Genomic DNA, 24,059 nt, shown 5'->3' on the forward strand with positions numbered 1-24,059 from the left:
ACAGAGGACGGTCAAGATTCAGCAAGGGAAGTCTCTGCATTCGGTCAAGAATGCGTGCGCCTTTGGTCAAGACCTCAAGAGTTTGGCAAAGAATGCGCCGAACCCCTGCCGCGGGGCTGGACCCGGGGTTAGTTTCGCCGTTGACCAGTCCCTCCGAACGGAAGGTCCACCATGACCTCTACACCACGACGACGTGGTCCCGGGCGTGTCCTCACCGGCGTGCTCGGTGCGCTCACCCTCACCGTGGGCGCCGGCCTGGCGGCGGGCTCCCGCCGCCGTCGCCGAGGCGCCCGACGACACCCTGGAGAGCCTCCGGGCCACCTCGGCACAGCTCGCGACCGCCTCCGAGGACGTCTCCACGAGCGACAACATGACCCACCTGGCCAACCTGCCGATCCCCGCCGCGTTCGACAACGCGATCGGCTCCGACCTGGCCTTCCAGGACGACCTGGCCTTCATCGGCAGCTACGCCGGCTTCTGGGTCGCCGACATCTCCGACCCGGCCAACCCCAGCGTCGTGGCCCAGGTCCTGTGCCCGGGCGGTCAGGGCGACATCACTGTCGAGGGTGACCTGCTCTTCCTGTCCGTCGACGCCGCGCGCAGCGACGACACCTGCGCGAGCACCTCCTCGAGCGCCGCCAACCCGGACGCGTGGGAGGGGATGCGCATCTTCGACATCAGCGACGTGAGCGACCCGCAGTACGTCGCGGCGGTCCGCACCGACTGCGGCTCGCACACCCACACGCTGGTGCCGAGCAAGAACAAGAAGAACATCTACGTCTACGTCAGCAGCTACGGGCCGCGCAGCAACTACCCGAACTGCCAGCCGCCGCACGACAAGATCTCGATCATCGACGTGCCGGTGGCCGACCCGGCCGCCGCCGCGATCGTGGCCACCCCGAACCTCTTCGCCGAGGACGAGGGCGGCAACCCGGGCGGCAACGGCTCGTCGACCACCGCCGGCTGCCACGACATCACGGCCTACCCCAACATCAACAAGGCCGCCGGCGCGTGCATGGGTGACGGGATCATCCTCGACATCACGCACCCGACGAAGCCCAAGGTCATCGAGCGGGTGCGGGACACCGAGAACTTCGCGTTCTGGCACTCGGCCACGTTCAACCAGAAGGCCGACAAGGTCGTCTTCACCGACGAGCTCGGTGGCGGGGGTGCCGCGACGTGCGTCGAGGCCGTGCCGGACACCAAGGGCGCCAACGCGATCTACTCGATGAACTCGCGCGGCCAGCTCGACCACCAGAGCTACTACAAGATCCCGCGGACCCAGACCGACACCGAGAACTGCGTGGCCCACAACGGCTCGCTCGTCCCGGTCAAGGGCAAGGACCTGATGGTGCAGGCGTGGTACCAGGGCGGGGTCTCCGTGTGGGACTTCACCGACAGCCAGGCCCCTGAGGAGTTCGCCCACTTCGAGCGCGGCCCGATCGACGAGGACGAGCTGGTGCTCGGCGGGTCGTGGTCGGCGTACTACTACAACGGCCACATCTACTCCTCGGACATCACCCGGGGGCTGGACGTGATCGCGATCGACGACGAGCGCACCGACCCTGCGGCCAAGGTGCGGATGGACACCCTCAACCCGCAGACCCAGCCGCGCTACGTGGGCAACGGCAACTAGCCGATCGCCCACAGGCCGACCGACGCACCGGTCGGCAGGAGCTCCCCCCGGGCCGTGGCCCGGGACCCGGGCCCCTGCCGGCCGGTGCGTCGTCGTGGGAGATCAGCCGAGGTATGCCGCCAGCCTGGCCAGGCCCTCCTCGCCCAGCACCTCGCCGGGCAGGAGGGGGACCTCGACCCGGGGGATGCCGGGCAGGGCCTGGTCGAGCTGCCCGAGGTAGCCGTCCTCGACCTCGCGGCGGGCGGCCAGCAGGTCCCCGGCGTCGCCGGGCGAGCGCTTGTTGACCACGAGCGCCCCGACGCTCATCCGCGAGCGGCCCAGCTGCTCGTGCAGCTCGATCGTCTCGAGGACGGGAAGCCGCTCGGCCGCCAGCACGATGACGAAGGCCGAGCGCACGGGGTCCTGCAGCACCTCGCGCAGCGCGCGGAAGCGCTCCTGCCGCCGGTCCAGGATCGCCCGGATCTCCGCGTCCCGCCGGGCGCGGCGGTCGGGGCCGCCCACCGGTCCACCGGAGGAGGGGTCCCCCGTCCCACCGGCACCGGACCCCGGCCCACCGGCCGAGCCCGGCTCCGCGCCATACCTCGGCGTGATCCCGATGATGCCCGCCGCCCGTCCGTCGCCGCGGTCGCCCTCCAGCCCGCGCAGCGCGGCGCCGAAGCGTGCCGACCGGTCCTGCCGGCGCAGCAGGCCCTCCGTCCACGCCTGCATCAGCTCGGGCAGGGCGACGAGCCGGGAGGTGTGCCCGCTGGGGGCGGTGTCGAAGATGACCAGCTCGTCGCGCTCCCGCCCCTCCACGACCTCGGCGACCCGCTCCAGCACCGCGGCCTCGTGGGTGCCGGGGGCGTCGCGGGCGAGGTCGAGGTGCTTGCCGATCTCCTTGTGCAGGTGCTCGGGCATGAGCTTGCGCATCGTCGTGCGCACGGCGGCCAGGTGCTCGTCGGTCGTGCGGGCCGGGTCGATCTCCACGCCGCGCAGCAGCGGCGCCAGCTCGACCGGTCGGTCGCCGATGCGGCGCTGCCACAGGTGGCCGAGGTTGTGCGCCGGGTCGGTCGAGACGAGGAGCACCCGCCGCCCGCCGCGAGCCTGGGCGAGCGCCAGGGCGGAGGCGACGGCGGTCTTGCCGACGCCCCCCTTGCCCCCGACGAAGAGCACCTCGCGGGTGGCGGCCAGCTCGGACAGGGTCACGGGGGTCCTTTCGGTGCGGCGGTGGGCGTCCGGGGAGCGCCCGGGCTCAGCAGCAGGAGAAGTGGTCGAGCGGGCTGCGGTCCATCCCCATGCGCCGGTGCCAGTCGTGGAACTGCTCGTAGACGACCGGCAGCAGCTCGACCGTGTAGTAGCTCGCCGGGTTGGGCACCCCGAGCGCCTCGGCCATGACGATGACGAGGAAGAGGTCGTCCTCGTCCTGGCGGGCGCGCGCGAAGGTGCGGCGGTAGGGACCGCTGTAGAACTCCTGCAGCCCCGCCGCCACCTTCGACAGGCGGCTGCGGGGCTGCGGGGAGTCGGTCATACGACCAGGGTATGCCGTGCCCCTCCCGGCCGGTGCCTGCCTCGGCGACCGGTCGGGAGGGCGGGTCGGTCAGTCGCGCGTCGGCGGCTGGTCGTCCCGGTGGCGCTGGTGGTGGTGGCCGGCGTCGGTGTCCTCGTGCGGCGCCGGGCTGTCCAGCCCGATGGCGATCTCGGCGACGCTGAGCTCACGCAGCTCGGCGTCGTCGTCCCCGGGGTAGTCCCGGGCGGTGCGCATGGAGTTGATCGCCTCCACGATGACCCAGACGGCCGCCACGATGATGATGACGTCCAGGACGAGGAGCAGCCAGTTCCTGGCCTCCCAGAAGGTCCCGAGCTGGATGAACGCCGCGTAGATCGTCATGAAGGCGACGAACGCCAGCGGGATGAGCGCGGGCAGCGGCGAGCGGCGGCGACGCAGGAGCATGATCGCCAGGATCGACAGCGTGAGGGCGGCCATCAGCTGGTTGGTCGTGCCGAAGAGCGGCCAGATGAGCAGACCGCCCGAGCCGTCTGCGCCGGCGCCGAAGGTCAGGGCCAGCGCGATGCCGACGGCGACGACCGTCGCGACGATCTTGTTGAGGGAGACCCCGGCGATCTCGCCGATCTCCTGGACGACGAAGCGCTGCAGGCGCACGCCGGTGTCCATCGTCGTGGCCGCGAAGAGGATCGCGGTCGTCGCCATGATGGTGGCCGACAGCGACTGCGGCAGGCCGATGCCGGCCTCGACGATGGCGCCGCCACCGTTGACGAACGCGACCACGCCGCCGTCGTTGAACTTCTGGTAGACGCCCTCCCACTCCGCCAGCGAGGCGAAGCCGGCGGTGGTGGCGATGATCGAGCCGAGCGCCAGCAGGCCCTCGCCGACCGCGCCGAAGTAGCCGACGAAGCGGGCGTCGCTCTCCTTGTCCAGCTGCTTGGAGCTGGTCCCCGAGCTGACCATGCCGTGGAAGCCGGAGATGGCGCCGCAGGCGATCGTGACGAAGAGCAGCGGCACCAGAGACGGGGTGCCCTCCGGCGGGGAGGAGTTGTACATCGGGGCGACGACCTCGGGCCGGGCGATGAGGACCGCGCCGTAGAGGATGCCCAGGGCGATGAACAGCTGCAGGCCGTTGATGTAGTCACGCGGCTGGAGCAGCATCCAGACCGGCAGCATCGAGGCGATGCCGGCGTAGATGAACAGGATGACGATCCAGAAGGAACGCTCCGGCAGGCCCAGGACGGTGTCCGGGAGCTCGATGGGGTTGTTGTCGCCGATCCAGATGAGGGTGTAGAGCGCGACCACGCCCACGACCGAGACGAGCGGCAGGTTCCAGTTGAAGCGGTAGATCGCCTGGCCTACGAGGAGCGCCACCAGGAGCGCGCCCCAGGTCGGGATGACGGCGGTCGGGGTGGAGACCAGCAGGTTGGCGATGACGACCGAGAAGGCCGCGTTGACCATCAGCAGCAGCAGGAAGATGACGACCAGGAAGAGGTTGCGGCCGCGGGCGCCGATGTAGCGGCCCGACAGGGCGCCGATCGACTGGCCCTTGTTGCGGATGGAGGCCCACAGGGCACCCATGTCGTGCATGCCGGCGAAGAAGACGGTGCCGATCGTGACCCAGAGGAAGGCGGGCAGCCAGCCCCAGATGACGGCGATGGCCGGGCCCACGATGGGCGCGGCGCCCGCGACGGAGGTGAAGTGGTGACCCCAGAGGACGTACTTGTTCGTGGGGACGTAGTCGACGCCGTCCTGCAGCTGGTGGGCCGGGGTCGGGATGGAGTCGTCGAGGGCGTAGATCTTCTCCGCGAGGAACTTGCTGTAGAGCGCGTACCCCGCGATGATCATCGCCACGCCGACGAGGGCGAGGACGAGCGAGTTCATGGTGGCTCCCGGTGACGGATGAGACGGGTGTGAATTGTCACGCTAGCCCCGCACTTCCCTGCCGCCTCACAGGAAGTTCCCGTTCGGCGAGAAAGTTACCCGTTCGTGATGTATGCGGCCCCCGCGTGCCCTGTATCGCCGCGCCCGCCCCGCGACCGCCCGCCGTCGCGCCCCGCCGCGCCCCGTGAGCGCGCGCCGCACCGCGCCCCGTGAGCGCGCGCCGCGCGCGCCCCGTGAGCGCGCGCCGCGCCGCGCCCCGTGAGCGCGCGCCGCGCCGCCGCGCGCCGCGCCGCCGCCCGTCGCGCCCCGCCCCGCCCGCGTTCCCCTATGGACAAGGAAGATCGTCATAGGCAAGGTCGAGAGCCTTGTCCATGTCGATCCTCCTTGCCTATCCAGGGCCCTACCGGGTGCGGCGCACCACGACCGCGGCGACTCCGGCCGCGACGAGGGTCAGGCACCCGATGGGGAGCGGGAGGCAGCAGCCGCCCACCGTGACCCGGGTGTTGCCCCGGCTCCAGGTGCGGCTGGGCAGGGGCCCCATACCGCCGCTCTGGGAGGTCCACCCCTCAGGATGCTGAGCCTGCCGCTGCGCCTCGTCCTCGGCCCACGGGTCCAGCGGCTCTCGCCCGGGGTCCTGGTCGGGGGGCGGGGGGAAGGCCGGTGTGGTCATCGGCCGATCGTGGCACCGATCCGCCCATCCGGCAGTCCGGGCCGTCGCAGCCCCACCCATCGGGCAGTCCGGCCCCGGCCGGCCGTTCCGCCTGTCCGGTCAGGCTGAGCCGCCAGTCCGGCCCGAGGCCCGGCCCTTCTGGAAGGCCGGTCAGGCTGAGTCGCCCGCACCGGCAGTCCGGCCCCGGCCGGCCGTTCCGCCCGCCCGGTCAGGACACCGACCCATAAGCGCCTCGGCCCCCTGGTGGGTCGAGCCGTCCCGCGGGCCGGGGAGGCTCTCTACGCTGGGAGGTATGCGGATCGACCTCAACGCCGATCTCGGCGAGTCCTTCGGCACCTGGGTGCTCGGCGACGACGCCGCGATGCTCGACGTGGTGACGAGCGCGAACGTCGCGACCGGCTTCCACGCCGGGGACCCCGGCACGCTGCTGCGCACCGTGGGGCACGCCGCGCGGCGGGGGGTGGCCGTGGGTGCCCAGGTCGGGTACCGCGACCTCGGGGGGTTCGGGCGCCGGTTCGTCGACGTCGACCCCGAGGAGCTGGAGGCGGAGGTGCTCTACCAGCTCGGCGCGCTGGACGGGCTGGCCCGGGTGATGGGAACGCGGGTGACCTACGTGAAGCCGCACGGCGCGCTCTACCACGCGGTCGCGCACCACGAGCGCCAGGCGCGGGCCCTCGTGCGCGCGATGCACGACTGGGGCCGGACCCACGGCGACCGGTCCATGCCGCTGCTGCACCAGGCCGGCTCCCTGGCCCATCGGGTGGCCCAGGGGGAGGGCATCCCGGTGGTGACCGAGGCGTTCGCCGACCGCGGTTACCGGCCCGACGGCCGGCTCGTCCCGCGTGGCGAGCCGGGCGCCCTCCTGGAGGACCCGCACGAGGTGGCCGAGCGGCTGGTGCGCCTGGCGGTGGAGGGGGTCGTCACCGCGGTGGACGGGACCGAGGTCGAGGTGCGGGCGGAGTCGATCTGTGTCCACGGCGACACCCCGGGCGCGGTCGGTATGGCGCGGCAGGTGCGGGCCGCGCTGGAGCGGGAGGGGATCGAGCTCGCCTCCTTCGCCCCTCCGCCCGTCGCGGGGGAGCCGGGTGGGTCCTCACCGGCCGCGGCGCCCCGCGAGTCGTCGCCGCCGGTCGCAGGCGGCCCCGGATGACCCTCCGGCTGCTGCGTCTCGGTGAGCACGCGGTGCTCGTCGAGGTGGCCGGCGCCCGGGAGGTGCTCCGCGTGACGGAGCGGCTGCACCGCCTGCCCGGCGTGGCGGAGGGGAGGCTGGAGGTCGTGCCCGCCGCGCGCACGGTCATGGTGCGCGCCGAGGACCCGGCCGACCTGGCGCCGGTCGCCTCCGTGCTGGAGGTCGCTGATGTGGTGGAGCCCGATGCGGCGCGACACGGTGGGTCAGGCCCCGACGCACGGTCCGGGCCGACGGGCTCGGAGCGCCCCGACCCCGCCATCGGGCCGTCGGGCCCCGGCGACCCCGATGAACCGCCCGGGCCCTCGGTCTCCGCGGGCGCAGACCTCGACGTCATCGTCGTCCCGGTCCGCTACGACGGCCCGGACCTCGAGGAGGTCGCCCGGCTGACCGGCCTCGGGGAGGACGAGGTCGTGCTCGCGCACACGGGCGTGGTGTGGACGGTGGCCTTCATCGGCTTCGCACCCGGGTTCGCCTACCTCGCCGGGGGCGACCCCCGGCTGCACGTCCCACGGCGTCCCAGCCCGCGGACCTCCGTCCCCGCCGGGGCGGTGGGCCTGGCCGGCGAGTGGTCGGGGATCTACCCGCGCCCCTCGCCCGGGGGCTGGCAGCTCCTCGGCCGCACCGAGCTCGTGCTGTGGGACGTCGAGCGCGACCCGCCCGCGCTGCTCACCCCGGGGGCACGCGTGCGCTTCGAGGCGACATGACGGACCGCGCCTCCGCGCCGGGTGCGCCATGACCGACCGCGGCCGGTCCCTCCTGCGGGTGCTGGCCACCGGCACCCAGGCCCTCGTCCAGGACCTGGGCCGTCCGGGCCTCGCGTCGCTCGGCGTGGGCCGGGCCGGCGCCGCCGACCGGGCCGCCCACGCGCTCGCCGCCCGGCTCCTCGCCCAGGACCCCTCGGTCGCGGGGCTGGAAGTGCTGCTCGGCGGGCTCGTCGTGCGGGTGGAGACGTCCGGGTCACGGACCACCCCCTTGACGATCTGCCTCGCCGGCGCCCCGGCGCCCGCCACGGTCGACGACCGGCCCGTGGCGCTCGGGGCACCCCTCCTCCTCCACCCGGGCCAGGTCCTGTCCATCGGGGTGCCGACCGCGGGGCTGCGGACCTATCTCGCCGTCCGCGGCGGGGTCGCGGTGCCCTCGGTGCTGGGCTCCCGCTCTCACGACACGCTGGCCGGTCTCGGCCCGCCGCCGCTCGCGCCGGGCGACCTGCTGCCGGTCGGCGACCCACCCCCGTCCCACCCGCACGTCGACGTCGCCCCGACCCCGCCCGTCCCCGACCTGGACTCCGTCCTGACCCTGCGGGTCAGCGCCGGTCCGCGGGCCGACTGGGTCGAGGCGGGCGCGCGGGGCGACCGGGCCGACGGTCGCCACGGCACACCCGCCGCCCTGCTGGACACGACCTGGACCGTCTCCGAGCACACCGACCGGGTCGGCACCCGCCTCGAGGGGACGGGACTCACCCGGGCGGCGGCATACCGGGACCGCGAGCTCGCGAGCGAGCCGATGGTGCGCGGTGCGGTGCAGGTGCCCCCGGACGGACGGCCGGTGGTCTTCGGGGCCGATCATCCGGTGACGGGTGGGTACCCGGTGGTGGCCGTCGTCCTCGACGCCGACGTCGACCGCCTGGCGCAGGCGAGGCCAGGGCAGCGGGTGCGGTTCCGACCCGGTCCGGGGGCCTGAGGGCATGAGGAAGGGCGCGCCGGACCCGTGACAGCCGGCGCGCCCTTCGGCGCCGCACGTCGACAACCGAGGCCGGTCGCGCTACGCCGGGAGCTGCAGGGGGGCTCCCGGGGCGCGAGGCCAGCCGGCGTGCAACGGGACCATCTTCGGGAGTGAAGGGGTAGAACACCCCGTCCGACGATCTCTGGTCCGAGCCTAGACCGCGGTCGGTCAAGGGTGGGTATGCGTCGGGTATGGAGTTGGTCAAGAAATCATCCCTCCGCGTGACGCGTCGCGGGTCGCGCAGGCCTAGCGTCGAGGTATGGGAGCAGGGCGCATCTGGGCCACCGGGGCCGCGCTCGCCGCGCTGACGTTGACCGCGCAGGGAGCACCGGCCGTGACACCGGGGGCGGGGGTCGACGCGTCGCCGGTCGTGGCAGCGTCGGTGGGCGCAGCGTCCGCAGGGGTGGAGCTCGGCGCCGTCGCCCCGGTCGTCGCCGCCGAGGAGGGCACGACCGCGGTGGTGGGGCCGCCGACCAGCCGGCTGAGCGGTGCCGACCGCTACGCCTCCGCGGTGGCCATCTCGCAGTGGACGTATGCCGATCCCTCCGCCGCCGAGGTCGTCTACCTCGCGCGGGGTGACGTCTTCGCCGACGCGCTCACCGCGGGCACGCTGTCGGACGGTCCGGTGCTGCTGACCAGGGGCGGCTGCCAGCCGGTGCCGAGCGTCGTGCTGGCCGAGGTCGACCGGGTCGACCCCGACGCCGTGATCGCGATCGGTGGCACCGCCGCCGTGTGCGACGAGGCCCTCGCGGACGCCGCCCAGGGCCGACCGACCGGCCGCCTCGCGGGCGCCGACCGGCAGGAGACCGCCGCGCTGATCGCGCAGCGGGCGTTCCCCGACGGCGCCGCCCGGGTCTACCTCACGCGCGGTGCCATCGGTCCGGACGCCGTGGCCGCCGGGTCGCTGCGCGACGGCCCGACCCTGCTGCTGTCGTCGACCGCCACCTCCGTCCCCGCGGTCACGGCCTCCGCCATCGACGCGCTCGACCCGTCCGCCGTCGTCGCTCTGGGCGGCACGGCCGCGGTGCCGGAGGCCACGCTGCAGGCCGCCGCGGAGGGACGCCCGACCGCGCGCCTGGCCGGCAGCGACCGCTACGGCACCGCCGTCGCCATCGCCCGCCACGCCTACCCCTCCCGCACCACGCGGGTCTACCTCGCCCGCGGTGACGGCTCCAACTTCGTCGACGCGGTCGCCTCCGGGATGCTCACCGACGGCCCGGTGCTGCTCACGCCCGGCACCTGCGAGCGGGTGCGGGGCACGACCGACGCCTTCCTGGAGCAGCGGCACCCCGGCCGCGTGGTCGCCCTCGGTGGCCCGGCGGCGCTGTGCGGCTCGACGCTGGTGGGTGTCTCGATCGCGTCGCGGCCCGCGGTGAACTGCGCCCAGACCGCGTGCATCGCGCTGACCTTCGACGACGGCCCGGCGTGGCCGACGCCGATCCTGCTCGACACGCTCGCGGGGGCCCGGGTGCCCGTCACCTTCTTCGTCGTGGGGCAGCAGGTCGACGCCAACGGTGCCTACAGCCGACGCGCGCACGTCGAGGGCCACGCGGTCGAGAACCACACGTGGAGCCACCCCGAGCTGCCGACCCTCACGTGGTCCCAGCAGAAGGAGCAGACCGAGCGCGTCGAGACCGAGCTCGGCACGTGGCGCCTCCAGCGCACCGACCTGCTGCGCCCGCCCTACGGGTCCTACAACACCAACACCCGCACCCTGGGCTACCCGCTCATCCTGTGGGACGTGGACCCCGAGGACTGGAAGGGCTACAGCTCCGCCTACATCCGCAACCACGTCGCCACCTACGCTCGGTCGGGCTCGATCGTGCTCCAGCACGACCTGCACATCAACTCGGTCAACGCGGTGCCGGGCATCATCAGCGACCTGCACTCGATGGGCTACACCCTCGTCACCGTCGAGGAGCTCGTCCCGGACATGCAGCCCGGCGACCTCGTCTACCGCCGCGACCACGTCGTGCCCCGCTCCCAGCCCGCCGACGCCTCCGACCCCGTCGTCCTGCCCGACGGCACCGACCTCGGCCGGGTCCTCGACGGCGCCGGCGTCGACGGCATCGCCCCGGAGCGCACCGAGGACCAGCTCCTCGAGACCCTCACCGACTGACCGGACGCGGGTTCCTGACAGAGCGGACGCGGGTTCCTGACAGACCGGACGCGGGTTCGTGACACTTGTCCACAGGTGTCGGTCCCCTCGGCGACCGGACGCGGGTTCCTGACAGACCGGACGCGGGTTCGTGACACTTATCCACAGGTGTCGGTCCCCTCGGCGACCGGACGCGCGTTCCTCCACCCGTCCCGCCGCCGCGCTCCTGTCGGTGCCCGCTGCCAGACTCCTCGGTATGCAGCTCGCCCGCGTCATCGAGACCTCCGCCGCGGTCGCCGCGACCCGCTCCCGGACGGCGAAGACCGCCCTGCTCGCCGACACGCTGCGCGAGGCGGCCCAGGGCGGCGACCCCCGGCTGACGGAGGTGGTGGCCGACTACCTCGCCGGGGTCCTCCCTCAGCGCACGGTCGGCGTCGGCTACCGCGGCCTGAGCGCCCTCCCCGACCCGGCGGAGGAGTCCACCCTGGAGGTGCTGGAGGTCGACGCCGCCCTGGAGTCCCTGCGCGGCCTGGCCGGCTCCGGCTCGGCCGCCGCCCGGAGCGCCGCGGTCGGGGCGCTCTTCGTCCGGGCGACGGGGGACGAGCAACGCTGGCTCGTCGGCCTCATCACCGGTGAGCTCCGTCAGGGCGCCGGCGACGGGGTGCTGATGCCGGCGATCGCGCAGGCCGCGGACGTGCCGGAGGTGCTCGTGCGCCGGGCGGTCATGCTCGCCGGGTATGCCGGGCCCGTCGCCCGGGCCGCCCTCGACGGCGGGGCCGAGGCCCTGGAGGAGATCCGGCTGGAGGTGGGGCGGCCGCTGCGCCCGATGCTGGCCGGATCCGAGCCCGACGTCGGGGCCGCGCTCGCCGCGGCCTCCGGCGCCGAGGTCGCGCTCGACGCCAAGCTCGACGGCATCCGCCTCCAGGCCCACCTCGACCGCGCCGCCGACGTCCCCGTGCGACTGTTCACCCGCAGCCTGGACGAGATCACCGACCGGCTGCCCGAGGTGGTCGAGGCGATCGCGGGCCTGGACGCGTCGACGGCCGTCCTCGACGGGGAGGTCATCGCCCTCCAGGACGACGGGCGCCCCCACCCCTTCCAGGTCACCGGTGCACGCACCGCCTCCAGTGCCGACCCCGCGACGCTGGCGACGAGGACCCCGGTGACGACATACCTCTTCGACCTGCTGCACCTGGACGGCCGCGACCTCGTGGACGAGCCGGCCTCCGAGCGCTGGGCAGTGCTGCAGGCACTCGCGCCGGGGCTGAGCGTGGAGCGCATCACCACGACCGACGCTGCGCGCGCCCAGGCGTTCTTCGACGACGTCCTGGCCCAGGGGCACGAGGGGGTCGTCGTCAAGGACCCGCAGGCGGTGTATGCCGCAGGCCGCCGCGGGGCAGGGTGGGTCAAGGTCAAGCCGCGGCGCACCGCCGACCTCGTCGTCCTCGGCGTGGAGTGGGGCAGCGGCCGACGGCAGGGGTGGCTGTCCAACATCCATCTCGCCGCGCGCGACCCGGAGTCCGGGGAGCTGGTCATGGTGGGCAAGACGTTCAAGGGCATGACCGACGCGATCCTCACCTGGCAGACCGAGCGGTTCCTCGCGCTGGAGACCTCACGGGAGGGGCACGTCGTCCACGTGCGCCCGGAGCAGGTGGTGGAGATCGCCTACGACGGGGTGCAGACCTCCCGGCGCTACCCCGGCGGGATCGCGCTGCGCTTCGCCAGGGTGCTGCGCTACCGGGACGACAAGGGGCCGGAGGAGGTGGACACCCTGGACAGACTCAAGTGAGACCGCGCGGCGCCGATGAGCCTGGGTGCTCGCTCAGCCCTCGATGCGCGGCAGGAGCGGCCCCCGAGCGCCGAGCACGGGGTCGGTGGCGGCCCGGGGCGGGAGGGGGTCGAGCGACTGGTCGGGGTTCCAGCGCAGCTGCACGCTGTTGGCGACCGCACGCTCGGCCAGCCCGGCCGCGTCATACCCGTCCGCGATCATCGCCTCCTCGATGGCCCGGGCGATCCGCTCCGGCTGCGGGGAGCCCATCAGCCACCAGACGAAGGGGGTGGCGCGGGTGCCGTGCACGTCGGCGACGTCCGTGCTGCTGTAGAGGTGGGGCAGGTGCAGCGCGCCGAAGGGCGCGGTGTCCAGGCCGTTGACCGCCAGCGACCGGGTGGTGAGGAAGCCCTGGCGGAAGTGCGGCCCGGTCGCGGGGACCCGGTCGTAGCGGCCCAGGAGGGAGGAGCGCTCGACGATGCGCACCCGTCCCGGGTCGAGGGTCGACCACGGCACCACCAGGGTGCTGCGCCGGCGGAGGCCGAGCACCAGCCCGTGCTCGCACACGCGGTGCCGGTCCACGACCCCCGCCAGCAGGAAGATCAGCAGGGTGCCCCACTGGCAGACGAGCAGGGTGGCGCTGAGCGCCCAGCTGTTCTCGCCGGGCAGGAGCCACGGGAGGAGGAAGAGCGCCGACAGCGCCAGCTGGACGAGCCAGACCCGGGGGGAGGGCCAGGGTCGGAAGGAGGCGAGCACCGGGCCCATGTCGTCGGAGTCGAGCCCGGCGAGGTCGGCGAGCGGCTCGAGCTGGTCGTCGTCCTCGACGTCCCGGATCTCGAGGAAGGGCTTGGTCATGCCGGCGCACCCAGAGTGGTCGCCCAATGGTCGAGCACGGCGGCGTGGTCGGCCCCGACGTAGCGCAGCGCGTCCTCGCGCGTGCCCAGCGAGAGGTAGTGGCCATCGGCACCGCTGTAGACGCCCGACCACGTGGCGACGGGAGGGTCGGACAGGTCGATGCGGGTGATCGTCACCGCGGCCGTCGCCGCCGCCACCGGCTCCAGCTCCGCGGGCCGGTCGGCCAGCTGCTCGCGGGTGAGCGTCACGTCGAGGTCCGGCACAGGACGGTCGGGCTGGGCCCCGCACCACAGGGTCATCGCCTCCGCCGCCACCTCGGCGGTGGCGAGGACGAACTCGTGCAGCCCACGGTGGTCGACATACTCGATCAGCCACATCCCGGCCCGCTGCTCGTGCAGGACCGCGAAGTCGTCCGTGCCGTCCACGTGCCGCTCACCCACCACGACGCTCGTGACGTGACGGCGCATGGTCAGCAGGGCGAAGAGCTCCGGGGCCGCGTGCACGACCACCCCGTCCCCGTCCGTCTGCTGCTCGACGTGCACCATCCCCCGGGCGATGAGGCCGCGCAGCGCGGTGCTCAGCGCCGTGTCGGTATGCCCCTGCTCCAGGCGGGAGGTCCATGGCGTCGGCACCGTGGCCGGCTCGGGCGCGCCGTCGAGGACCAGCAGTTCCTCGTCGGTGAAGATGCCGAGCCGCTGCGGCCCGTCGACCGCGTCCCCGAGCCAGCTCAACCGGGTGTCGAGGACCTCCTCGTCGTCCAGCGCGACGAGGTCGGACAGGGCGACCAGGGTGGCGCCGCCAGGTGCAGCGGTCATCCGAAGAGCCCCTTGACGAAGCCCCCGACCTTGGAGCCGACGTCCTTGGCGCCCTCCCACAGCTTGCTGCCGGTCTCGGTGACCGTGTCCCAGTTGCGGTAGGCCCAGGTGCCGACGGCGACCGCCCCGGTGCCGGCCAGGACGGCCCAGCCGACCGGGTTGGAGACCAGCCCGGCGACCATCAGCACCGTGGTGGCACCACCGGCCACCGTGGCCAGGCCTCCGGCCCCCTGGGCCCAGCGGTGGCCGGTGGACTGGCTGTCGTCGGTGAAGGCGGCGTAGACGTCCAGCCCGCCGGTGATGATCGCGACCGGCCCCATGACCTTGTTGAAGATCGGCAGGGCCTTGCCCATCAGCCCCTTGACCCCCGCGAAGCGCGTCGGTGCCGGGCCGGTGATCTGGCGCGGGGGCAGGTGGGGGTAGTACTTCCGCTGCAGGATCTCCAGGGCCCGGGCATCGCCACGCATGCCCCGCAACCACCGGTAGTGCTGCTGGGCCCGCCGGACATCCGCCGGGTTGCGGCCGGCGTAGGCCTTGAGCATCTGCCGCTCGGCCTTCATGTACTGCCGGTAGACGCTGCGGTTGCTGAGGCCCGGCGCCCCGCCCTTGATGGCCTGGTAGGCCTGCCGGGCCTGGAGAAACTTGTCCTCCGAGCGCCGGGCCAGCCCCGCCGCGCGGGCGAAGCTGAGGACCTCGTAGATCTGCTTGCCCTTGAGCGAGGAGGTCACGGTCTTCATCAGCAGCTGGCCGCCGGCGACCAGCGCCGGGTCGATGTCGGCGTAGAAGTCCTTGAGCTCCTGCGGGTCGATGGAGATGTCCTGCGGCAGGAGGTTGGCGCTGGCCTGGGCCCAGGCGCTGGCCGGGTCCGCGGAGGACAGGTCGGGGACCCAGACGTCGACCTCGCCCGACAGGGTGCCGGCCGCGCGCCGCTCCGCCTCGGCCAGGTCGCTGCGCGCGTCCTCGGCGCTGCCCCGCTCGCGGGTCATCGCCTGCTGGTAGTCCTGCGCGAGCTCCTCCTCGCCCATCGAGCGGGCCATCCGCCACCGGTCCTGCGCCGTGCCGTAGGCGGCGGACGCCTGCGTCACGCGCTGCTGGGCCGTCCGCAGCCCCTCCGCGTAGTCGCCGAGCGCCCGCGCGATGGTGCTGAACGACATACCGACCGCCTGGGTGGCGTCCTTGACCGTGCCGCTGGCGCCCGAGTAGTCCGGGACGCGGGCGGTGGGCAGGCCGCTGACGACGCTCCGTGAGATCGCGGCGAGCCGGTCCGAGCGGGTCCCGCCGACGGTCTCGGCGAGCGTGGAGATGCTGGCGGCGACCTCCTGCAGGCGGTCCGGGCTGCCCGGCGGGCGGGCGAAGACGCTCATCGCGGTCCCCCGGTGACGATGGTGAGCTGCTCGCCCGCCGTGTCCGTCGCGTCGGAGAGCGCGCGGACGATCGTCGACGACGCGACGAGCGCGCCGGAGACCGCGGCCATGGCGAGCTCGGCGGCCTCGCTCACCATGCCCCCGCCGGCCGCCGCCGCGGCGGCCTTGCCCTGGGCGAGCGCGGTCGCGGCGTCCCCCGCGAGGTCCGAGCTCAGGGTGGACAGGTTGCGCGATCCGGTCGCGAGCGTGCTGGGTGATCCCCCGGCGAAGGCCATCGACTTTCCTCCCCAGTCTGACGTGGTCGCGGGACAGTCTGCCACGCCCCGGCCGGCTCGCCCACCTGCTCTTGTGGGGCGTCGGGGATGGGGTGAGGATGGGACGGCATACCCGCCTGTCCGTGTCGAAGGAGACCCGATGACCAACCTGGCCGCCAACCTCGCCCGCACCGCCGGGCAGCACCCCGACCGCCCCGCGGTCATCCTGGACGACTTCGTGCTCACGTATGCCGAGCTCGAGCAGTCGGTGCGGCAGCTGGCCGGGTGGTTGCGGGGGCAGGGGGTCGGCGTGGGCGACCGGGTCGCGCTGATGCTGCCGAACGTCCCGAGCTTCCCCGTGATCTACTACGCGGCCCTGCGGCTGGGCGCCGTGGTGGTGCCGATGAACCCGCTGTTCAGGAAGCGCGAGATCTCCTTCTACCTGGAGGACTCCGGGGCCAGGCTCCTCGTGGCGCTCCCCGGGGAGGACGCGCGGGCCGCGGCCGAGCAGGTCGGCACCCAGCTGATGGAGATCGGGCCGGAGGGGCTGTCCGCCTGGGTGCACGGCGAGCTCGCGACCGAGCCGGTCGAGGAGATCGTCGACCGGGCCGGCGACGACACCGCCGTCCTGCTCTACACGTCCGGCACGACGGGCCGGCCCAAGGGGGCGGAGCTGACCTGCGACAACCTGCAGACCAACCTGGAGACGGTCAACGAGACCCTGCTCCACCTCGGCCCGGACGACGTCATCATGGGGTGCCTGCCGCTCTTCCACGTCTTCGGCATGACCTGCGGGATGAACACGGCCTTCGCCGCCGGCTCCGCGCTCACCCTCATCCCACGGTTCGAGCCGGGCAAGGTGCTGGAGATCCTGCAGCGCGACCGGTGCACGGTCTTCGAGGGGGTCCCGACGATGTATGGCGCGCTCCTCGCCGCCGCGGGCACGTCCCCGCCCGACCTGTCCTCCCTGCGCACCTGCGTCTCCGGCGGGGCGAGCCTGCCGGTGGAGCTGATGCGGCGCTTCGAGCAGACCTTCGGCTGCGAGATCCTCGAGGGCTACGGGCTGTCCGAGACCAGCCCCGTCGCCTCCTTCAACCGGCCCGACGTCGGCCGCAAGCCCGGCTCGATCGGCGTGCCTGTCCGCGGGGTGGAGATGAAGCTGACGGCCCCCGACGGCTCCGACGTCGACCCGGCCGACCCGGACGGCGTCGGCGAGATCTGCATCCGCGGCGAGAACATCATGAAGGGCTACTGGCAGCGCCCCGAGGCCACCGCCGAGGCCATCGACGCCGACGGCTGGTTCCACTCCGGCGACCTGGCCCGGCGGGACGAGGACGGGTTCTACTTCATCGTCGACCGCAAGAAGGACATGATCATCCGCGGCGGCCTCAACGTCTACCCGCGCGAGGTGGAGGAGCTGCTCTACGAGCACGAGGCCGTGGCCGAGGCGGCCGTCATCGGGGTGCCGCACGAGGAGCTCGGCGAGGAGATCGCCGCCTACGTCGTCCTCAAGCCAGGAGCCACCGCCACCGAGGCCGACCTCGTCGAGCACGTGAAGTCCCAGGTCGCCCCCTACAAGTACCCCCGCACCGTCCACCTCATCGATGAGCTCCCCAAGGGCGCCACCGGCAAGATCCTCAAGCGGGAGCTGCGCGAGCGCTGACGGGTCGGGAGGGGTAAGTGGCGGGCCGGCTGGCGGGCGGCGGGACGGCCCGACGGGTGCTGGGCCCGGCGGGTGCTGACGGGTGCTGGGGCCGGCGGGTGCTGACGGGTGCTGGGGCCGGCGGGTGCTGAGGCCGGTCACCGATCGCCACCGTAGGGACCAGGAACATCGACATGGACAAGGTTCTCGACCTCGTCCATGTGCGCCTTCCTTGTCTATGCGCGTCGGCGAGGAGGAGGGTCGCGAGGTCACGTGCCCCTTCGCGTCGCCGGTCCACGTGTGCCTCCGGCCCGCCGACCACGTGTGCCTCCGGCCCGCCGACGACGTGCCCCTTCGCGCCGCAGGTTCACGCGCCGAGACGGGAGCGTGCCTCCGCACGAGCGATGGCCGCGAGGATCATCTGACGGACGCGCGCCGGGTGGGCCAGGTCGGCCCAGGTGAGGCGCACGACCTCGTAGCCCATCTCGCGGATCCGGTCCTCACGACGCTTCTCGGCGAACAAGGCCGCCGGGTCGGAGTACTTGAGCTGGCCGTCGAACTCGGCGAGCACCATGACGTCCTTCAGCTTGAGGTCGGCCACCCCGAGCAGCACCCCACGCTCGCGCACCTGGAACTGCGTGATGAAGGGGCCGAACCCGAGGCCGTGGAGGAGCCAGCGGGTGCGGCTCTCACCGGCCGACTGGCTGCCGCCGTCGGCGAGCTGCACCACCTGCCGCACGACCCTGTCCGCCCTGGGGAAGCCCTGGGCCACGGCCCGGTCGATCTGCTCCTGCACGTCGGCACGGGCGGGCCCGTCGCGGCGTCCGACCTGGCGGAGGTCCTGCTCCTCGGCGCGGTTGAGGACACCGTCGAGGCACACCAGGCCGGCCTCCACCCCGCTGTGCGCTGCCACCTGCAGGGCCGCCATGGCGGGAGCGACGACGCGCAACCCGTCGACCACCGTGACCCACTCCTCGACGACGGGGGTGTGCACGAAGACGGTGCGGTCCCGCCGCCCCCTTCCGCCGTCCGTCCGGCAGAGGTGGACCAGCTCATCCTCGCCGCCGAGGTGCGGGAGCCCGTGGATGACCAGCGCGCTCTGATGGCTCAGGGCGTGGACCACGTCCTCCGGGCCAGCCGTCCCCTCCTGCCCAGCAGGTCCTGCAGGGCGGCCGGACGCCGGGGCGAGGCTCAGGCCCACCGCCCGCGTGATGACCGCGCGCCGCTCCCACGGGGTCCTGTCCTGCAACGCCGAGGCCAGGACGAGGGTGTCGCGGCGCACCCGCACCAGCTCACCCCGCCGGACCATCCTGCACAGCTCCGCGCGGCTCGCGCCCGCCGCGATCAGCTGCGCGGCGTCCGCCACACCCTCCTGGCCGACCAGGACGGACATCACGTGCGCCAAGGCCGTCGAACCCTGACCCCCCTGCGTTCCCATGCCGAGCATGGTGCCCGGTCCGGCGCGCGTCGCGCAGAAGTTGTCCACAGGGGCGTACGGACAAGGAAGACGGGCATGGACCACGCTCTCGACGTGGTTCATGCGCGTCTTCCTTGTCTATCGGCTCGGGCGCCGCGGTGGGCTGCGCGGTGCCGCCCGCGCTGCCGCCCGCACCGGGCTGCCGCCCGCACCGGGCTGCCGCCCGCACCGCGCTGCCGCCCGCACCGGGCCGCCGCCCGCACCGCGCTGCCGCCGCACCGTTCCTCGCCCGACCTCCGCGCCCGGCCGCCCTGGTGCCGAGCGACCCGACAGGTATGACGCCTCAGGCCTCGGCGCCCTCGGCACCGGTGTCGCAGGGCGACTCGACCGAGATGCCCACGCGCCCGTCGGACCAGGTGGACACCATCACGGTGAACCCGTCGCGCTGGTGGCCGGTCGCCGTCGCGGTGCTGGGGAGGTCGAGGCGCTCGTAGCCCTCGGCGTCGAGCCAGGACCGGATGCGCTCCGCCTGCGCCGCCTCGTCGTCGACCCGCAGCCGCACCTCTTCGCTCCACGCCAGGACTGGGTCAGGCCCGCCGAGCGTGCAGGCGATCTCGCCCCCCGGCCATTTCTGGTCCTCCAGGGCGGGCCGGTCCGCGACCTCGATCCGCTCGTAGGCCGCGGCCAGGATCTCCAGGGTGCGCCCCTGGTGGGAGGCCGCGTCACCCGTCTGCGCTGGTGTCGTCATCTGCGTGTCTCCTTCCGGAGCGGTCTGGAGGGTGCAGCCCGGCAGCAGCAGCGCGAGCGCGGCGGCGGCGGGAAGGGCCGACCTCATGGTGCCTCCGGGGAGAGGGCGTCGATCGGCACCGGGTCGGTGCCCTGGTAGTCCGGGTCGTCGTAGACGTTGTGCCACGATCCCCACCACCGGCGCTCCTCGCGGTAGGGGATGACCTGACCGCCGGAGACCACGCCGACGATGTTGTTCCACGCGTCGTTGCCGGGGGTGACGACCCAGCTGTGCGACTCCATCCCCTCCAGCCGGTCCCCTCCGGTCCAGCGACCGGTCTCGAGCCGGACGAACTGCTCGTGGTCGTTCGGGTCCAGCCCGTGGCCCCAGTCGTCCGGCACCCCGCCGACCCAGAAGCGGACGTCCTCCGAGGCCTGGGCCACGAGGATCGCGTCGCCCGGGGCCGTCATCGTGAAGCGGGTGGTCGAGCGCACGGTCTCCCCGTCCCACGCCACGGCGGGGTAGCGGCTCGGCGTGTCAGGCTCGGCCCCCCACTCGCCGAACGGGAAGGGCAGGGGGGTGTTGATGCCCAGGCCCGACCCGGACGGGGCGACGAGGAAGGTGCGGTCGACGACCATGCCCAGGACGTCGGCATACCCGACGATGCCGCCGCCGGCGGAGTGCCCGACGGCGGTGACCGTGCGGTCGCGCAGGTCGAGGCCCTCGACGAAGCGGAGCAGGGCGGCGCCGCCGTCGCTGGAGTAGCGCGTCTGCGTCGCGTCGGCGACGACGGCGTTGGGCAGGTCGATGCCCATCCACGTCACCATGGCGGTCGTCTCAACGGCGGCGGGGATGCCTGCCATGCGTCGCGCGTAGACCTCGATGCCGGCCATGTCGGTGGTCGTGCCGGGCACGAAGATGCCGACGTTCGCGGCCTCCAGGTCGCCGTGCCACTCGGCGTAGAGGCCGTCGCCGCGGGGGTCGAAGAGCAGGATGGCGCGCTGGTCGGAGGGCAGCAGCATCCCGGAGGCGTCGGTCACGTCCTGGGCGCGCAGGCCGGGCCGAGCGGCGAGCAGGTCGGTGTAGAAGGCGATGCGCGACCGCGAGCGGGCGAGCTCCCCGTCCCGCAGACGGAAGTCGTGCAGGAGCCCTTGCGAGGGCGGTGAGGCCAGTCCGTCCATCACCTTGCCGGCGACCCATCGGCTGAAGGGGTCGCCGGGCAGCGTCGCGCGCAGCTGCTCCAGCTGGGTGGCGTTGTCGGGCAGGGTCTCCAGCCACGCCAGGTGGATGCGCTCCTGCTCCAGCGCGCTCGCGACGAGCAGCCGGTTGGCGGCCGCCCGGTGCGCGACGGGTATGCCGTCCAGCCGGCCGACGAGCCCGGGGTAGAGCAGGCGCATCCGCAGCTGCTCGTCGGCGTCCAGGCCCTGCCAGAAGGCGCGGATGTCGGCGATGACCGCCGGGTCGCCGACCTGGCCGCTGTCGCTGACCGGCCCGACGATCTCCCACAGCCGGGTCAGGGTCGCGTCGCTCCCGTCGCGCGGGAGGTAGCTGTCGGCCAGGATCCCCATCGCGAGGGGGTGCCGGGCGAGGAAGCTCTCCAGCCGGTCGACCGGGATCCCGGCCAGCAGGTGGCGGAGCTGGGTGGCGGTTAGGTGCTCGGTGATCCGGGCGGCCAGTGCGGCCTCGGCGCTGGTGTCGACGACGCCGCTCTCCTGGAAGGCGCCCCACGCTCCGCCCGGGACCAGGCTGCGCAGGAACTGCGGGCTCGTGCCGGGCGGCACCAGCGCCTCGAGGTCGTCGTCGACGCGGGCGAGCGCGTCGCGGCAGGCGCGGTCCCGGGCGGCGAGCTCGTCCCGGTGCTCGCTCGCCGGGCGCTCCAGCGCCTCCCGCTGACGGTGGTATGCCGCGAAGTCGGTGACCACCTGGGTGCCGACGCCGCTGTCGGTGGGGATCTCCATGGTCGGCTTGTCCGCCTCGAGCGCGTCGATCTGCGCGAGCAGGTCCTTCAGGCGCGGGCCGCGCCAGGTCATCGCGGCGGCGAGGCTGACGAGCGCCTGGCCGGCGGCTCGCAGGACGCCTCGAGCCGGGAGAGCAGGACGGTGCCGGCGTCGGCGGCCTCGTCGGCCCGGTCGGTGATCCGGCCCTCCCAACCCAGGGCGGTGGCGGCGTCCCCGAGGGTGCCGCGCAGGGTGGTGGTGAGCGTGGAGACGGTCTCGGCGACCCCGGAGAGGTTGCGGCCGGCCGTGCGGACCGTGTCACCGTCCTGGGTCATCCAGGCGGAGACGCCGAGGTCGGAGGCCGCCGACATCAGCCGGACCCTGTGGCGGTGGAGGTGTGGTCGGCGAGCGACCGCATACCCCTGGCCATGGCCTCCAGCTCGGTCGCCACCTGCCCGAGCCGCAGCGCGAGGGCGCCGGTCAGGGGGTAGACGACGGGCAGGGTCGCCGACCCGGCCAGCTCGTCCGCGCAGCTGGTCGCCCGGCCGTCCGCGATCGCCTCCCGCGCGGTGTCCCCGGCCTGCTCGAGTTGCCGCGCGGACCGTCGGGTCGCGGCGATGTCGACGTGCGGCATGTCCCCTCCGATCGCTCGGGCACGACCCTACGACACGGCGGCGACACAGGCCAGAGGTCCGCGCCCGCGTCGGGCCCGCCGTCAGTCCGCCAGCACGCCCTCGCGCTGACGGTGCAGCCAGCCCTCGGCGGCCCGGCGCCCGCTCTCCATCGCGCCCTCGATCGACGCGGTGTCGACGTGGTCGCCGGCCAGGATGAGGCCGGGCTCGACCTCAAGGTCCCAGCGCTCGACGAAGGGCACGGGCTGCACGGGCAGGGCGTAGGGGATGTCGTCGCGGCGCAGCAGCTCCCAGCCGGCCGCGTCGGTGGCGTAGATCTGACCCACGTGCTGGCGCACGTCGGCGTCGGACACCGGCTCTGCGCCCGCCCGCAGCAGCGACGACGCCTGCACCAGGTGGCGCCCGGGAGGGGCGTAGCTCGGCGCAACGTTGGTGATGACCGCGGTCGAGACGACCGGCTTCACCGGGCGCTCGCACTGGTCGATGATGACCTTCGCCCGCGGGGTGGGGGCTTCGTCGACCGCGAACCAGTGCGTCGTCACACCCTTGCCCTCGGGCACCGGGCGCCCGGTGAGCCGCTGCGCGGACTGCGGGTCGGTGGCGACGACGACGAGCCCGGCCTCGATGGTCTCGCCCCCGGCGGTGACGACACGCCCGCCGCTGACGGACTCGACAGGGGTGTTGAGCTCGACCGGGGTTCGCAGACCGGCGGCGAGCTGCTCGGGGAGGCGCTGCATACCCCCGCTCGGCAGAGAGGCCGTGCCGCGTAGGAAGTGGCGCACGAGCGCCATGGTGAAGGCGTTGGAGGTCGACCCGTCGTCCTCGAGCAGCACACCGGCGAGGAAGCCGTCGACGACCTTGCGCAGCGGCCCGGTGAGGCCGGCGCGGTCCATCGCCTCGGCGCGGGTGACGTCACCCTCGGCCCGAGGGGCGAAGCCCTCGAGCAGGGAGGGGCCGTACCACCGCGCCAGGGCCGCGATCGTCGCCGGGTGCAGCTTGCCGGAGGCGAAGGTCTGGGGGATGAGCGCCGGCTCGCGGCGCACGTCGGCCAGCACGACGAAGTCGGAGTGTCGGGGGCTGCGGACGGCCACCGCGTTCTTGAAGGGCTGCAGGTCGAGGGCGTCGAGGTCGACCAGGTCGGACTGCAGCATCGGGTATGCGGGGTTGAGCACCTGGAAGCCGCGGTCCAGCAGGAAGCCGTCGACCTCGTCCGTGCGCACGCGTCCACCGACGGCGTCCGACGCCTCGAGCACGCGCACCGGCACGCCCTCGGCCTCGAGGGTGAGGGCACAGGTCAGTCCGGCGAGGCCGGCTCCCACGATCACGACTTCGGGTCCCGACATGGCACCCACCCTAGGCGTGGCCGGGGCGTGCGTCTCGTTGTGGTGTCACCGGGGGACGAGCACGCCCAGGATGCTCTCCAGGGTGGGCTCGAGCTGGCTGCGCATGAGGGCGTAGGTCTCGTCCGAGCGCCGGTAGGGGTCGGCCACGTCGAGGTCCGCCGGGTCGAGCAGCGCGTTGGTGCCGCGGAGCGCCACGCCCTGCGCCGCGACGGCCCGCAGGCGCTCGCCGGGCTCGGTCGGCAGGGCGGCCGGGTCCATCTGGTCGGCCAGGTGCCCCAGCTCGCGCACGGTGAAGGCGGTGCGCAGCGCCTTGGGGTGCATCCGCACGACCGCGGCCCGGTGCTCCCGGGTGGCGGTGACGACGAGCTCGGTGTCACGCAGCAGCGCCTCGGTCAGCCGGCGCGCGGCGAAGCCGGCCGGGTCGCCACCCATCTCGGTGAGGATCGCGGCGGACCGCTCGTCCATCGGGCTGTCGACCATCCCCATCGTCCCTGCCGAGCTGACCTCGACCGCCCCCGGCCCGTAGGCCTGGTCCAGCGCCCCCTGCAGCACCCGCTCGATGAGCGGGGAGCGGCAGATGTTGCCGGTGCAGACGACGAGGATGCGGGACATGGGGTCAGGGT

At 73.7% G+C, this 24,059-nt stretch carries 22 protein-coding genes; 7 read left to right on the plus strand and 15 right to left on the minus strand.

Annotated elements, in window-relative coordinates:
• Positions 1-193: 193 nt before the first annotated feature.
• Positions 194-1,636: an LVIVD repeat-containing protein gene (locus E3Z34_RS00425; RefSeq protein WP_238695273.1), complete on the plus strand. Its 1,443-nt coding sequence runs from the start codon at positions 194-196 to the stop codon at positions 1,634-1,636.
• A gap of 102 nt (positions 1,637-1,738) precedes the next feature.
• Here the strand turns inward: E3Z34_RS00425 and E3Z34_RS00430 are convergent, their stop codons facing one another.
• From E3Z34_RS00430 to E3Z34_RS00445, 4 genes are all read right to left on the minus strand, one after another.
• Positions 1,739-2,821: an ArsA family ATPase gene (locus tag E3Z34_RS00430; RefSeq protein ID WP_202976990.1), complete on the minus strand. Its 1,083-nt coding sequence runs from the start codon at positions 2,819-2,821 to the stop codon at positions 1,739-1,741.
• A gap of 46 nt (positions 2,822-2,867) precedes the next feature.
• Positions 2,868-3,143 (minus strand): cory-CC-star protein, encoded by a 276-nt coding sequence (locus tag E3Z34_RS00435; RefSeq protein ID WP_134772012.1) that lies wholly within the window; start codon positions 3,141-3,143, stop codon positions 2,868-2,870.
• A 69-nt stretch (positions 3,144-3,212) separates the two neighbouring features.
• On the minus strand, positions 3,213-5,003 hold the full coding sequence (locus E3Z34_RS00440) for a carbon starvation CstA family protein (RefSeq protein WP_134772013.1): 1,791 nt from the start codon (positions 5,001-5,003) through the stop codon (positions 3,213-3,215).
• A gap of 400 nt (positions 5,004-5,403) precedes the next feature.
• Complete coding sequence (locus E3Z34_RS00445; protein ID WP_134772014.1) at positions 5,404-5,673, minus strand: hypothetical protein; 270 nt, start codon at positions 5,671-5,673, stop codon at positions 5,404-5,406.
• A gap of 292 nt (positions 5,674-5,965) precedes the next feature.
• Between E3Z34_RS00445 and E3Z34_RS00450 the strand changes: the two genes are divergently transcribed.
• The 5 genes from E3Z34_RS00450 (at position 5,966) to E3Z34_RS00470 (ending at position 12,471) form a co-directional block, all read left to right on the plus strand.
• Positions 5,966-6,823, plus strand: coding sequence for a LamB/YcsF family protein (locus tag E3Z34_RS00450; protein ID WP_134772015.1), 858 nt, complete (start codon positions 5,966-5,968; stop codon positions 6,821-6,823).
• Entirely contained in the window at positions 6,820-7,566 is a 747-nt protein-coding gene (locus E3Z34_RS00455) for a 5-oxoprolinase subunit B family protein (protein ID WP_134772016.1), read from the plus strand. Before E3Z34_RS00450 ends, E3Z34_RS00455 begins: the two co-directional genes overlap by 4 nt.
• A gap of 28 nt (positions 7,567-7,594) precedes the next feature.
• Positions 7,595-8,542, plus strand: coding sequence for a 5-oxoprolinase subunit C family protein (locus E3Z34_RS00460; protein ID WP_134772017.1), 948 nt, complete (start codon positions 7,595-7,597; stop codon positions 8,540-8,542).
• A gap of 301 nt (positions 8,543-8,843) precedes the next feature.
• Positions 8,844-10,703, plus strand: coding sequence for a cell wall-binding repeat-containing protein (locus tag E3Z34_RS00465; RefSeq protein WP_134772018.1), 1,860 nt, complete (start codon positions 8,844-8,846; stop codon positions 10,701-10,703).
• A gap of 235 nt (positions 10,704-10,938) precedes the next feature.
• Positions 10,939-12,471, plus strand: coding sequence for an ATP-dependent DNA ligase (locus E3Z34_RS00470; protein ID WP_134772019.1), 1,533 nt, complete (start codon positions 10,939-10,941; stop codon positions 12,469-12,471).
• Positions 12,472-12,504: 33 nt separating this feature from the next.
• Here E3Z34_RS00470 and E3Z34_RS00475 read toward each other — a convergent pair whose 3' ends face one another.
• From E3Z34_RS00475 to E3Z34_RS00490, 4 genes are read right to left on the minus strand one after another with little or no spacing between them, the layout of a single operon-like run.
• Positions 12,505-13,305 (minus strand): hypothetical protein, encoded by an 801-nt coding sequence (locus E3Z34_RS00475; protein WP_134772020.1) that lies wholly within the window; start codon positions 13,303-13,305, stop codon positions 12,505-12,507.
• A complete protein-coding gene (locus E3Z34_RS00480) occupies positions 13,302-14,120 on the minus strand; it encodes a hypothetical protein (protein ID WP_134772021.1) in 819 nt (272 codons plus the stop codon). The genes E3Z34_RS00475 and E3Z34_RS00480 overlap by 4 nt, the downstream gene beginning before the upstream one ends.
• Entirely contained in the window at positions 14,117-15,484 is a 1,368-nt protein-coding gene (locus tag E3Z34_RS00485) for a hypothetical protein (protein WP_134772022.1), read from the minus strand. Before E3Z34_RS00485 ends, E3Z34_RS00480 begins: the two co-directional genes overlap by 4 nt.
• Positions 15,481-15,759, minus strand: coding sequence for a hypothetical protein (locus E3Z34_RS00490; RefSeq protein ID WP_134772023.1), 279 nt, complete (start codon positions 15,757-15,759; stop codon positions 15,481-15,483). The genes E3Z34_RS00485 and E3Z34_RS00490 overlap by 4 nt, the downstream gene beginning before the upstream one ends.
• A 139-nt stretch (positions 15,760-15,898) precedes the next feature.
• Between E3Z34_RS00490 and E3Z34_RS00495 the strand changes: the two genes are divergently transcribed.
• Positions 15,899-17,401, plus strand: coding sequence for a long-chain-fatty-acid--CoA ligase (locus E3Z34_RS00495; RefSeq protein WP_134772024.1), 1,503 nt, complete (start codon positions 15,899-15,901; stop codon positions 17,399-17,401).
• Positions 17,402-17,747: 346 nt separating this feature from the next.
• Here the strand turns inward: E3Z34_RS00495 and E3Z34_RS00500 are convergent, their stop codons facing one another.
• The 7 genes from E3Z34_RS00500 to E3Z34_RS00530 all read right to left on the minus strand — a co-directional run bounded on the left by E3Z34_RS00500 (position 17,748) and on the right by E3Z34_RS00530 (position 24,048).
• On the minus strand, positions 17,748-18,818 hold the full coding sequence (locus E3Z34_RS00500; RefSeq protein ID WP_134772025.1) for a type IV toxin-antitoxin system AbiEi family antitoxin domain-containing protein: 1,071 nt from the start codon (positions 18,816-18,818) through the stop codon (positions 17,748-17,750).
• A gap of 322 nt (positions 18,819-19,140) precedes the next feature.
• Positions 19,141-19,632 carry a hypothetical protein gene (locus E3Z34_RS00505; protein ID WP_134772026.1) on the minus strand — a complete coding sequence of 164 codons (492 nt, stop codon included), beginning with the start codon at positions 19,630-19,632 and terminating at the stop codon, positions 19,141-19,143.
• Positions 19,629-21,554 carry an alpha/beta hydrolase gene (locus E3Z34_RS00510; RefSeq protein ID WP_134772027.1) on the minus strand — a complete coding sequence of 642 codons (1,926 nt, stop codon included), beginning with the start codon at positions 21,552-21,554 and terminating at the stop codon, positions 19,629-19,631. The genes E3Z34_RS00505 and E3Z34_RS00510 overlap by 4 nt, the downstream gene beginning before the upstream one ends.
• Entirely contained in the window at positions 21,551-21,832 is a 282-nt protein-coding gene (locus tag E3Z34_RS00515; protein ID WP_134772028.1) for a hypothetical protein, read from the minus strand. The genes E3Z34_RS00510 and E3Z34_RS00515 overlap by 4 nt, the downstream gene beginning before the upstream one ends.
• Entirely contained in the window at positions 21,832-22,095 is a 264-nt protein-coding gene (locus E3Z34_RS00520) for a hypothetical protein (RefSeq protein ID WP_134772029.1), read from the minus strand. Before E3Z34_RS00520 ends, E3Z34_RS00515 begins: the two co-directional genes overlap by 1 nt.
• A gap of 81 nt (positions 22,096-22,176) precedes the next feature.
• Positions 22,177-23,436, minus strand: coding sequence for an NAD(P)/FAD-dependent oxidoreductase (locus E3Z34_RS00525; RefSeq protein WP_134772030.1), 1,260 nt, complete (start codon positions 23,434-23,436; stop codon positions 22,177-22,179).
• Positions 23,437-23,481: 45 nt separating this feature from the next.
• Positions 23,482-24,048, minus strand: coding sequence for an arsenate reductase/protein-tyrosine-phosphatase family protein (locus tag E3Z34_RS00530; RefSeq protein WP_134772031.1), 567 nt, complete (start codon positions 24,046-24,048; stop codon positions 23,482-23,484).
• Between the last annotated feature and the right edge of the window lie 11 nt (positions 24,049-24,059).

The organism is Ornithinimicrobium flavum (assembly GCF_004526345.1).
Taxonomy (GTDB): Bacteria; Actinomycetota; Actinomycetes; order Actinomycetales; family Dermatophilaceae; genus Ornithinicoccus; species Ornithinicoccus flavus.